Source organism: Sodaliphilus sp. (assembly GCF_045598405.1).
GTDB classification, from domain to species: domain Bacteria; phylum Bacteroidota; class Bacteroidia; order Bacteroidales; family Muribaculaceae; genus Sodaliphilus; species Sodaliphilus limicaballi.
The window spans coordinates 1-11,968 of record NZ_JAZLLZ010000112.1 but is presented as its reverse complement, the minus strand read 5'-3'; the positions used below and the strand labels follow the sequence as shown (position 1 = coordinate 11,968).

The 11,968-nt window shown below is 47.8% G+C and carries 9 protein-coding genes; 4 read left to right on the top strand and 5 right to left on the bottom strand.

Annotated elements, in window-relative coordinates; translation table 11 throughout:
* Positions 1–273 precede the first annotated feature (273 nt).
* Both ACKI3C_RS07975 and ACKI3C_RS07970 read left to right on the top strand, forming a co-directional pair.
* Positions 274–771, top strand: a complete 498-nt coding sequence (locus ACKI3C_RS07975) for a hypothetical protein (RefSeq protein WP_407403812.1) — start codon at positions 274–276, stop codon at positions 769–771.
* Between the two features lie 12 nt (positions 772–783).
* Positions 784–993, top strand: coding sequence for a helix-turn-helix domain-containing protein (locus ACKI3C_RS07970; protein ID WP_407403810.1), 210 nt, complete (start codon positions 784–786; stop codon positions 991–993).
* Between the two features lie 8 nt (positions 994–1,001).
* On the opposite strand, the gene ACKI3C_RS07965 is transcribed toward ACKI3C_RS07970, so the two are convergent.
* The 5 genes from ACKI3C_RS07965 to ACKI3C_RS07945 all read right to left on the bottom strand — a co-directional run bounded on the left by ACKI3C_RS07965 (position 1,002) and on the right by ACKI3C_RS07945 (position 7,945).
* A complete protein-coding gene (locus ACKI3C_RS07965) occupies positions 1,002–2,009 on the bottom strand; it encodes a S41 family peptidase (protein WP_407403808.1) in 1,008 nt (335 codons plus the stop codon).
* Positions 2,010–2,084: 75 nt separating this feature from the next.
* Positions 2,085–2,939, bottom strand: a complete 855-nt coding sequence (locus ACKI3C_RS07960; protein ID WP_407403806.1) for a hypothetical protein — start codon at positions 2,937–2,939, stop codon at positions 2,085–2,087.
* A 13-nt stretch (positions 2,940–2,952) separates the two neighbouring features.
* Positions 2,953–4,311 (bottom strand): hypothetical protein, encoded by a 1,359-nt coding sequence (locus ACKI3C_RS07955; RefSeq protein ID WP_407403804.1) that lies wholly within the window; start codon positions 4,309–4,311, stop codon positions 2,953–2,955.
* Between the two features lie 36 nt (positions 4,312–4,347).
* Entirely contained in the window at positions 4,348–5,232 is an 885-nt protein-coding gene (locus ACKI3C_RS07950; protein WP_407403802.1) for a DUF3316 domain-containing protein, read from the bottom strand.
* The gene (locus tag ACKI3C_RS07945; RefSeq protein WP_407403800.1) at positions 5,198–7,945 is read right to left on the bottom strand and encodes a DNA gyrase/topoisomerase IV subunit A; all 2,748 of its coding nucleotides are present in this window, start codon (positions 7,943–7,945) and stop codon (positions 5,198–5,200) included. Before ACKI3C_RS07945 ends, ACKI3C_RS07950 begins: the two co-directional genes overlap by 35 nt.
* Positions 7,946–9,077: 1,132 nt before the next feature.
* On the opposite strand from ACKI3C_RS07945, the gene ACKI3C_RS07940 reads away from it, so the two are divergent.
* Complete coding sequence (locus tag ACKI3C_RS07940; protein WP_407403798.1) at positions 9,078–10,178, top strand: adenine-specific methyltransferase EcoRI family protein; 1,101 nt, start codon at positions 9,078–9,080, stop codon at positions 10,176–10,178.
* The gene (locus ACKI3C_RS07935; protein WP_407403796.1) at positions 10,175–11,344 is read left to right on the top strand and encodes an HNH endonuclease family protein; all 1,170 of its coding nucleotides are present in this window, start codon (positions 10,175–10,177) and stop codon (positions 11,342–11,344) included. Before ACKI3C_RS07940 ends, ACKI3C_RS07935 begins: the two co-directional genes overlap by 4 nt.
* Positions 11,345–11,968 lie beyond the last annotated feature (624 nt).

Sequence of the window (11,968 nt, the reverse complement as noted above, 5' to 3'; positions counted from 1 at the left end):
CAGACTCATCCGCTCCAAATCACATCGCAATTAGAGAACCGCCGTATGCCGAACGGCACGTACGGTGGTGTGGGAGGTCGGTAAATGTGAAAGTAGGAGGCAAATGCCTTTTGTGATTAGCATTTACCTCCTACCCGATTGTTACCGAAACATAATTATCGTTTTTCAATAATTTTTTTTCTGTTTTTTCTTTGGTGATAGAAAAATATTAATTATCTTTGTACCGAAATTAATTATCGTAAAACAATAATTTTAGTTTATTAAACAATCATTATGGACAATAAAATCTTGAAATCAAGCAAGCTCGTTTGTCTCCTGGCGCTCATCCCTTGGGGGCTGTGGACATTAGTCATTATCTTGAGATTATTGCGGTTTGCGGGGCTTATCAACTTTAATGTGTATCTGGGCATTGACATTGCTCCCATTGTGTGGTATGACGATGAGGCTATCGTTGCTCAATACGTTGAACTTGCAGGATATGCCATTACAAACATTGTAATGATAAGCATGGTTTTCATGTTTATCTTCAAGAGTTTGAAAGGTATGGACGTGAATGAGGTTTTTACCCGCAGCAATGTAAGGCTCCTGTATGTGATGGCGGCAGTGTCTTTCTTTTATGAATTATTCGTGGCAAACCGCGGCATCTTGTATGGGTCTCGCGAGGTAGTGCTCGACACGGCCCCGTTTACCACTCCGCTCGTTGTGCTTGTTGTTGCAGTGTTTTACCGCCTCGCTCTGCATGCCTACGAAGAAAATCGCTTAACCATCTAAATCACATTGACCATGAGCATTATTGTAAATGTAGATGTTATGATGGCTAAACGCAAGATGTCATCACAGGAACTGGCCGAGAAAATAGGTATCACTCCGGCCAACATGTCGATTCTCAAGACGGGCAAGGCCAAGGCAATACGCTTTTCCACACTCGAAGCCATCTGCAAGGCACTTGACTGCCAGCCTGGTGACATCCTCGAGTTCCGTAACGACGAGTAAAAGAAAGTTTAGTTACTTGTGAGGATTTTTATTGCAGTGTCGATGAGGGTGTCGTGGTGACGGGCTGTGTCGTCGTCGCTTTGGTCAACGCGCACATCGGGTTCGACGCCAAACTCTGTGAGCTTGTGGTTTTTGTCGTAGATGGGCGCTGCCGAGAATCGCACGTTCCACCCGTTAGGTATCTCGCTGGTGAATGGCAGGCCGCATCCACCGCCAGTGACATCTCCCACGATGGTGACACCTGGCAGCGACTTCATGATTGACACGAAGTTGTTAGTTGCACTGAACGAGCCGCGGTTGGCCAGCACGACGATGGGCTTGAGGTAATGCGTGTGGCTGCGTGTGGGCTCGAAATAGTAGGGGTAGGGTTCACTGAATGCGTCGTGTGCTGGGCCTGTCTTGTGGCTGATGTAGCCTGCCAGGGTGCGCTCGTCGATGAATCGGCTCACTAGGGTTTCCACGTTGGTGAGCAGTCCGCCGCCGTTGCTACGCACATCGATGATGAGTCCGTCGGCTGTGGCGAGGTAGTTGAGGATGAGGTCAAGGTTGCCCTCACCAATGCCGCTGGAGAAGCTGCCGTAATACATGTAGCCGATGTTGTTTTCCAGAATTTGATACTTGATGCCCGAGGCGCGGCGGTAGTCGAAGTGGAGGTAGTGTTCGTCGATGAGGCGTTCGTCGTAGTTGACAGGATATTTCTCCCATATCCAGTATCGTGACACATCGTGGGCAGCAGCTAGGTTGGTGTGCCCGTCTTGCAGTTCCTTGAGCATGTCGCCGCACAGGGCGAAAAGCTCTGTGCTGGTCATTCCGGCAGTTATCTTGCTGCGGTAGCGTGCACGCACGTCGTTCCAGTCCACGTCTTTGTACCGGAAAAAGCAGTAGTGCTCATCCATGACTTGCCACAGGGCATCGAAGTTGCCCAGCGCCGTGTTGGCATGCTCGGGCTCCTCGGTGCATCCTGCCGCCACTACTGCTAGGGCTGCAATCAGAAATATTCTGAATAATCCTTTCATAACCGTTTGTGTTGAGAGTAGTTAATCCTCAATGAGACAAACTCTTTTCATCCCCTGAAAAACATCGTGACAGCATCAGTCGTTGGCTGATCCTGAATAGCGGCTGTACTCGTTGCCCTTGAAGTCGTAGTATTTCTTCAGGAGCGCATAGTCGTCAAGTGTTACCTTAATGCTTGAGTACCAGTTGAGGTCTTGGTTGACTGCTATTGAATAGAGTCCTTTGATCTCGTTGTTAGTGAGCAGTATTGAACTGTTGGGCATGATGCTCTGGCCCGGAGCGGTGACTCGTATCAGTTCCTTGCCGGTGCTGCGCTGCGACACCACGAACTCAACGTTGTAGTCGCTGCCGTCGATGTGCTTGCTGCTGCTGTTGGTCACGTTATTAGTCATGTAGCAGTTGGTAGTGCCATTGTTGTTATTCCAGTAGTAGCGACCATTAGACACCGAGAGGAAAAGGTTGTTGATCTGGTAGTTCTGTCCTTTGAGGTAAGTGATGAAACCACCGTTCTTTCCCAGCATTGAATAAATGCGCTGGTCAGAGATTTTGGTCATGGGCATGCCGGTGCCTTCGGCAATGGTGTAGAAGATGCTGGGAAATTCCACCGCCATGCGTGAGTCGATAATTTCGCACACGTTGTCGTTGCAGCGGAACACAAGTTTCACTTTGTCCATAGTAGCCTCAAAGATGGAATCACCCTTGATGGCCACAACCTCAACTTTGTCGTCGTTGATATGGTCCACAAGATGGCAGTCGTTCATCTTGCCCAGTTTTTCATACATGTCGCGACACGCCATTTCGTCGCCGTTGTTAGCTGCTTCGGCAAAGCGTTTGGCTGCGTCGGCTACCTTGTCCTCACGGCTGCCGCATGCACTCAACGTGAGCAGGGTGGTGAGCAGTGAGATGAAGAGGAAATACTTGGTTTTCATCATGATGATAGTGTTTTTAAATGTCGTATTCTATGTCAGACTTGCTCTTTTGCTCAGTTTTGCTGCCGAAAAGGCCACCGAAGATGCTCGAAAGCTTCTTCTTGATAGTTCCCAGGATGGAAGTGTCTTCCTCAATGGTGATGTGAGAGTATGTGGTTGAGAAAGATTCTTGCAGGGAATATTTGCCCTTGTAATAGGTGAGTTCGGCAGTTCCGTCGCCGTCAAATTCTTTCTTGAGTCGTATGTCTTCGTAATTGACTGTTTCAAAGTTGGGTGAGTAGCATGTGTATTTAGCGAGAGTGCCGTCCTCATTGTAGGTGTACTTGTCAAAGCTCATGCTGTCGTGGCCGTAGTCGTCGGTGAGCCCGAAGCAATATTTGGCTGTGAGTTTGCCAGTCTCGGGAGAGTACTCGTAGCGCACCTTGCTGTTTACCTGTGGTGCTCCGTCATATTTCACAGTCTCAATGATTTCCAGCGTGTCGCCCTTTTCGTTGTACTTATAGGTCTTGATGTTCTCGCTTTCGGTGCTATATGCAGTCTTGTGCGTCAGCAGGCGTCCGGCGTTATCGTAGGAGAACGTCTCGTCGCAGAAGTATTCGTCGGTCCATATGTAGGTGGTGTGCTTTTTCTGGAGGTTGCCGTTGGCATCGTAGGTGAGGGTGCAGGTGGGCTTGCCATTGCTCTTCACGCCAGCGAGTTTGCCTTGTGCATTATAGGTGTAGGTTTCTTTAGTGGGGCCATCCAGGACGTAGCTGCGCACATAGTCTTGAAATTCAGTGCGGAATGATCCGCTGGTCTTATCAGAGAGGTCAACATACTCAAAGCTGCCGTGCTCATAGTCGGGGTTATAATAGGTGCGTGCAACGAGATTGCCGTTTTTGTCATATTCAAAGTCGTCGAGCAGGTTGGGGAACTCAATTTCGCCCTCGCCCTCGGCTCCGTAGCGACTGCACACATACTTGTGTGACAGCTTGCCCTCGTCGTCGTAGGTGAACATTATTTTCCGCATCACTTCCCATGAGCCATCATTGTAGAAGGAAGACATATAAGTGAGCGTGTCGCCGTTCTCGTTATAGGTGTAAGTTTCCTTGTTTGAAGGACTTCCGTCATATTTGCAAGTTAAAGAGATTAGGCGGTTGTTTTCGTCATATTCATAGACATTCTTGTTGGTTGACCCATATTCGCCTGTGGTTGTTGTGGTCTCGGCGAGAAGTGTTCCGTTCTCGTCATACTCGTAATCCACAGTGTTCTTGAAGTTATTAAATTTTGTAACAGCTTGCTTAATCAAGGTCTTTGGTTCTGGTTTAGAACAGCTGGTGATTACAAGCGCCATTGCCATTGCGGCGATTGATAGTGTAAGAGTTGATTTTTTCATAATTATAGTATGGTTTTATGTTTATTATCAAGTAGTTCAGAATGCTGTGACTGTGCGTGCCGGAGGGTTCTTGGCTCCCACCGAGAGGAAGTCTCCGCCCAGGCCTATTACCAACGCGTGTGATGAGTGGCGCGTAGTGAGGTTGTTGATGCTAGAGCTCATGCCATGGTGACGGTACCCCAGTCGCAGGATTGTGCCTCCCAATCTAAGGTCGGCACTCACGAGGTTGTTTATTTCCAAGCGTGAGCCGGGCCATGCCACGTGGACGAGGCCGCTGTGGTTGCCCACGTAGATTTCATAGTAGGACTCGTCGTAGTCGGGCGAATAGAATGCCCCGATGACGGGTGCCGACATCTGATAGCTGAGGGTGACTGGTAACTTGCCTATCTTGACTGGATAGGCGGCACAGCCGGCAATGCCTATGCCCGCATGGACCTTCACCGAGCAGATGTTGTTAGAGTTGCGCGGGTTGTAGATGACACCTCCGTGCATCATTGCGGCACCGCCTCCCATGAGCTGCAACCCCGGGACTATCACGTCTCGCCAGCGGCGCATGAGTGCCCAGCGTGCATCGATGTAGAGGCCGTGCATGGTGTTGTTGCCCGCGATGTTGTGCACGTTGTCATACTCCATGCCCACATCGAGGGTTCGCACCCATCGCTCGGGATCGTGCCCCAGGGCCTGCATGTGCTGGTAACCCAGCCGCAAGTTGGTGCCCTTGTAGGTGATGGGGGAGAGGTAGGTGTCTTGCATCGCCACTGTGCCCACGTCGGCCGTGAAAATCGATTTCATGGGCCGCGCAACGTTGCCGTCGCTGCCATTATCCTGGGCGGCGACGCTTGCAGTGCCTGTGGCGATGGCGACCATGACGGCCGCCACGCGCATGCTATTGCTTACTATCTTCGGCAGTAGTTTCTTCATTGTTCTCCTCGTCGTTTCCAAAGAGTTGCCACTGTCCTGTCTCTGTGTTGAGCGTGGGGGCAGGAGGTTCGGGAGCAGGCTCGGCGGGTGCTTCAACTTGAGTCTCTTCGACCAGAGCATCTTCTAGTAGTTCTTCCTCTGGAACTTCGCGAGGTTCAATCTCGGTGACCTCGGCGATTTCATAGTTAGACACGCGCTTGCCCTTGGCCTTGAAGCTCTTCACGGCGATAAATTCCTCGGCATCGATCACCAGTGGTTCGCGAGCCTCGTCGGCACCGCCAAACTTGACATTGAACCGTGGGTATTTCTCGTCGCTGAGCAATACAAGGCGTGACTCCTCGTTGGCTCCGTTCATGCTCTGTTTCTTGGCGTTGTCCTCAAGCGGGAATCGCTTCACGTAGAGGTAGCCTTGGTCGGCATCGTCCACGATAGCAGTCCACACCTTGCCTTCAACATATTTCTCGATGCGCAAGATACCTTCCTCGTAGTGGTTGCTTGCGTCGCTCGATGTGGTGTAGAAGTCACCGTTTTTCATGACCACAAGGATGCGGTCCTCGCCGCCGAAGAGGCCCAGCGAGCGTCCGTGTCCCTCATAGTTGATGCGCAGGATGTCGGGGTCGAACCACACCTCGCGGTCGCCCAGCGTGGATGCTCCGGCACTCTTGAGCGAGACGCGCTGCACCTCGTTCTTGGTGACGATGTTGCCTCGCGACTGCTTGCCCTTGATGGCGAGCTCGGCAAGGTCAACGTCAAACTGCAGCACCTTGAGCCTGAACTTGGGCTTGAGGGTGATGCGCAGCACCTCGGCCTCGCCGTTGGGGTTGGCGGTGAACCACATCACCTTGCTGCCGGGCTTGCCCTGGGTGAGGTCATACTCCTTGTCGCGGGTGATGCCGGTCACGGCAAAGCGCTTCATGAACACTGTGCCGCCCTTGCCGTCCTGGTAGAGCACGTTGTAAACGGTGCGTGAGTCGTTGCGGTTGAACACGTTGAGGTATATCACGTTCTTGCCCACATAGAGTTTCTCGGCCACCTTGGTGACCTTGTACTTGCCGTCCTTGTAGAAGATGATGATGTCGTCGATGTCGCTGCAGTTGCACACAAACTCGTCCTTCTTCAGGCCGGTGCCTATGAATCCGTCAGCGCGGTTGATGTATAGTTTCTCGCTAGCCTCGGCCACCTTCGACGCCACGATGGTGTCAAACTCGCGTATGATGGTCTTGCGCGGGTACTTGTGGCCATACTTGGCCTTGAGTCCCTCATACCAGTTGATGGTGTGCTCCACGAGGTGAGCGAGTTTGTAGTCGATGTCGGCAATGCGCTCATTAAGAGTGGCGATGTAGTTCTCGGCCTTCTCGATGTTGAACTTGAGGATGCGCGCCATCTTGATTTCCATGAGCTTGAGGATGTCATCGGTAGTCACCTCGCGAATGAACTGCGGCTTGAAAGGCTCCAGTCGCTTGTCGATGTGAGCCACGGCTGCGTCCATGTTGGGCGCGTTTTCAAACTGCTTGTCCTTGTAGATGCGCTCCTCGATGAAGATTTTCTCGAGCGACACGCCGTGCAGGGTCTCCAGCGTCTCGTCGCGCTGTATCTCAAGTTCCTGGCGCAGAATATCCTTGGTGCGGTCCACGCTGTAGCGCAGCACGTCGCTCACGGTGAGGAACTGCGGTTTCTCGTCCATGATGACGCAGCAGTTGGGCGAGATGCTGATCTCGCAGTCGCTGAATGCGTAGAGCGCGTCGATGGCGATGTCGCTCGATGTGCCCGGCTGCAGCTGCACGATGATCTCGGCGTTCTCGCTTGTGTTGTCATCCACGCGTTTCACCTTGATTTTGCCTTTCTCGGCAGCTTTGACTATCGACTCCATGAGCGTGCCGGTGGTCTTGCCATAGGGCACGTCTCTCACGAGCAGGGTCTTGTTGTCGATTTTCTCAATCTTGGTGCGCACGCGCACACTGCCGCCGCGCTCGCCGTCGTTATAGTGGCTCACGTCAATGTAACCGCCCGTCTGGAAGTCGGGGTAGAGGTGGAACTCCTCGTCATGCAGGTAGTGCACAGCGGCATCGATAATCTCGTTGAAGTTGTGCGGCAATATCTTGCACGACAAGCCCACGGCGATACCCTCGGCACCCTGTGCCAGCAGCAGCGGGAACTTGGCAGGCAAGGTGAGAGGCTCGCGCTTGCGGCCGTCGTAGGACATGCCCCACTCGGTTACCTTGGCATTATAGACAACGTCGAGGGCAAACTCGCTGAGTCGTGCCTCGATGTAACGTCCTGCAGCGGCACCGTCGCCAGTGAGGATGTTACCCCAGTTACCCTGCGTGTCGATGAGCAGATCCTTCTGCCCCAGCTGCACGAGGGCCGAGTAGATCGACGCGTCGCCGTGAGGGTGGTACTGCATGGTCATACCCACAAGGTTGGCAACCTTGTTCATGTGCCCGTCGTCGGCTTCCTTCATGGCGTGCATGATGCGTCGCTGCACAGGCTTGAAGCCATCCTCGATGTGCGGCACGGCACGCTCCAGAATCACATAGCTGGCATAGTCAAGAAACCAGTTCTCATACATGCCCGAGAGCTGGAGTTTCTTGTCCTTGGGCACCTGATAGGCCGAGTGGCCCACCTCTGCGCCATCATCGGCGGCATCATTCTCGTTGCCTTCTCGTTCTGGTAACTCGTTGTTCAATTCAAGTTCTTCGTTGTCTTCCTTCATTTTTGAATATATTATTTCAATTTGCAAAGATACTAAAATTTTTACGAAAGACGAAAGACGAAAAACGAAAAACCACGGGCAACCGCATCAAACGATGACCTTTTCCGTTTGCGACTTCCCTCCACAGAGTATTGAATTAGGGTTTTATGTCCTAAAATGATGGGAAAAAGAAAAAAACAGAAATAAACCAGAAAAACATCATTAGTAATAATGCTACTTATACTTTTGTGTAACAAGAGGATATTGACGAAGAATAAATTTTTTGTTAATTTTTAGTTGATTTCAAGCGAAGCGCCTTTTCTTAGAGGTAGTTTGTATTTAGTTCGTGTCTAGGTAGAGGCGTTGCGCTAGAAATACACTGAAAATAAACATATTCAAGTTTCGCTTGTTTATGTAATTGTTGCTAATTAGTTGTCCGAAACCCCATCAAAGGGACGGTTCTTTTGATGGTGTAGTGGTGTAGTGTGTTTATATATAATTAGTTACACATTGCTAAAATACGCCCGATTATTGACATTCTATTATTTTTGCAAGTAATTGACAAAACCTAGTTTCGTCATAATTTTTAAAAAATATTACAAACAAACATCTTATTACCAATTAATTATCCCCAAACACCATCAAAAGAACCGTCCCTTTGATGGGGTTTCCAATTTTCTCCTTGCTTATCTTTCGCTGATTCTTTTTTTTAGTAGCTACGCTCAAAATCCCTCAAAAAACTAATTCATTATTTAGAAAAAAATAGTACTTTTGCGTATTGGATTATTATATCCAACGAATTACAACGAAATTATCAACAAATACAAAAGGTCTTGATAAATCAAGATAAAAAAACAGAAATAGAAACATATTAACATATTACGTGCATTGACTATTATTTGCGTTCTCCTGAATTTGTCTGGAAAACTTAATCGGAATAAGAACACAAAAATAGTGGTTAGGCAACTTCTAAGGAAGAGGTGAGCCTTATCCAATCTATATAAGAGTCAGTGTTCATGCTAAGGCATGAGCATTTCTTAGAGATTGGATGAGGTTCCGTTTCCAGACAAAGCCTCGGAGAACGCATAAGAAGGTTCATGCCCTTTTTGTGCGCTCACGTGAGTGGTAGATCAGTGCAAAACGATTTACTACTATGGCAAACAAAAACCTTGGAAAAGCAAAAACAGAAAAGAACGACGAGTTCTATACCCAGTATGCTGACATTCAGCAAGAGATGAATGCTTACATCGAGTACAATCCCGATGTGTTCCGTGACAAAACAATCCTTTTGCCTTGTGATGACCCCGAGTGGAGTAACTTTACTAAGTTCTTTGCGCAAAATTTTGAACAGTATGGCATTAGGAAGATTATTTCAACATCCTTTGCTCCTGAGTCAAAGAAGATTAAGACTTGGCAACCAACCTTATTTGAAACAGAGAATCCGCACTTTGATGCCGACAAGAGCAAGACAAATGGCAAGATATTTGTGCTTGACCGTGACACTAACAGCAATGGGCGGATAGACATCGAAGACCTTGAATGGGATTACCTTGAAGGTGATGGCGACTTTCGTTCGGCTGAGGTGTGTGCCCTTCGTGATGAAGCCGATATTATCATTACCAATCCTCCATTCTCACTGTTCAGGGAGTTTATGGCATGGATTATGGAAGCAGGAAAGAAGTTTGTAATAATTGGCAATCAGAATGCGATTACCTACAAAGAGGTATTCCCACTGATAAAGAATAATCAGATGTGGTTAGGTAAAGGCTTCAAGGGTGGTGCGACTCACTTTATAAGTAATTATGAGGATGTAGCCACGGCAGGAGATCATCGTGAAGGAATGATTCGTGTATCTGGTGTTGTGTGGTTTACAAACATCGACCACGGTCGTCGTCACCAACCGCTTGACCTCATGACAATGGAAGATAATATAATGTTTTCCCATCATAAAGAAATAAAAGGCATCGGTTATAAGCACTATGATAACTATGACGCGATAGAAGTTCCTTTTTCTGATGCAATACCTATAGATTATGAAGGGATAATGGGTGTACCAGTAACTTATATGGATAAGTATTGCCCAGAACAGTTTGAATTAATCGGACTAGCAGCAGGAAATACAAATAAGACATTTCCTGAATTAGAAAAAATTGCAGGTCATATTATAATACCAAAAGATAAAGGAGGATGTGGTGTTATAAATGGCGTCCCTGTTTATGCTCGTATATTAATCCGCAGACGCACTCAACAATGAAAACAACATTATTAACCAATCTTACCGTTCGCGACATTTGCGAAGGTTTTGTATATAGTTCTCTTGACGGAAAAGGTTTGTTTGGATGGGCTGGCAAACTGGTTATTCAGCCAGAATATCAACGTCATTATATCTATAGTGAACTACACAAAGAAGAACTTGTGATTGACAGTGTGCTAAACGGTTATCCCCTTGGTTTACTTTATTTTGTAAAGGTTGGCGAGAATAAATATGAAGTATTAGATGGGCAACAACGCATTACCTCACTCGGTCGATTTATTAATGGTAAATTTGCCATAAAGGACGAGAACGGAATGGAACAGGTGTTCAGTGGTCTTGACAAGTCAAAGCAGGAAAAGATTCTCGGTTATCCTCTCACCATCTATATTTGTGAGGGCGATGAACCTGAGATAAAGAAATGGTTTGAGACAATCAACATTGCTGGAGTTCCACTCAACGAGCAGGAACTATTGAATGCCATCTACTCGGGTCCTTTTGTAACTAAAGCAAAAGAACAATATAGTAATAGCAACAACCCACAAATACAGAAGTGGAGTTCTTACATCAAGGGCGACCCCAAGCGTCAAGAAATCTTGCGCACGGCTCTGTCCTGGGTGGCTCTTGGCGAGAAGAATATTGATGGATACATGAGCCTTCATCGCCAAGACACAACAATACAGGAGTTGCAAATCTACTTTGACACCGTTATTGACTGGGCAAAGGGAGTCTTTGGTTTACCCTACAAGGAAATGAGGGGATTACCATGGGGCGAACTCTTCGAGAAATATCATAACAATCCCTACAAGACACAGAACCTTCGCGAGCGAATAGATGATTTACTTGCCGATGAATGTGTGAACAAAAAAAGTGGAATCTTTGAGTTTGTCCTTGGAGGCGAGCAAGATAAATCGTTACTAAATGTTCGCGTTTTTGACAAGAGCACCAGCAAAGCCAAATATGCCTTGCAGACTTCTGTGGCAAAAGCGGCAGGACATAGTAATTGCCCATACTGTGCTATGAGCGACAACGCCAACAGGACTCGCATCTGGAAAATCGAGGAAATGGACGCTGACCATGTGACGGCATGGAGCAAAGGCGGAGCAACGGACATCTCAAACTGCGAGATGCTGTGCAAAAGCCATAACAGGGCTAAAGGGAATAAATAGCTCCCATCAAAGGGACAATCCCCCCCCCATCAAAGGGACGGTTCTTTTGATGGTATATCGGTGTAGTGTGTTTATATATAATTAGTTACACATTGCTAAAATATGCCCGATTATTGACATTCTATTATTTTTGCTAGTAATTGACAAAACCTAGTTTCGTCATAATTTTTAAAAAATATTATAAACAAACACTTTATTACTAATTAATTATCCCCAAACACCATCAAAAGAACCGTCCCTTTGATGGGGTTTCTTCACACCCCCACCGGCAGCCCGCAGGTCTGCGACCAGCGGTTAACCAAAGTTACGACCTCCCTGAGGTCTAAAAAATCCACAAAATTATATTTTCAATGAAAAAATCAGTGAGTTCAGTGAGATCCGCGCGGGGAGTTCCATTGCTGAATAGTTACGACAAAAGGACAAAAGAAAATCAAAGAATTATTCTAATTTCGAATAATCTCTCTCAGTCAAAACTTCCCCGACTTCCCCGAGTTCCCCGAGAAGCAAGTTTCAATCTAGCTCTCTGCGTCCTCTGTGTCCTTCTGTGGGGGGAGCTGGGTAGTCGCGAGACCATAAACCTGGTTTATACAGAGTTTTTTACAAAAAAATTTCTTTATTTCAAAA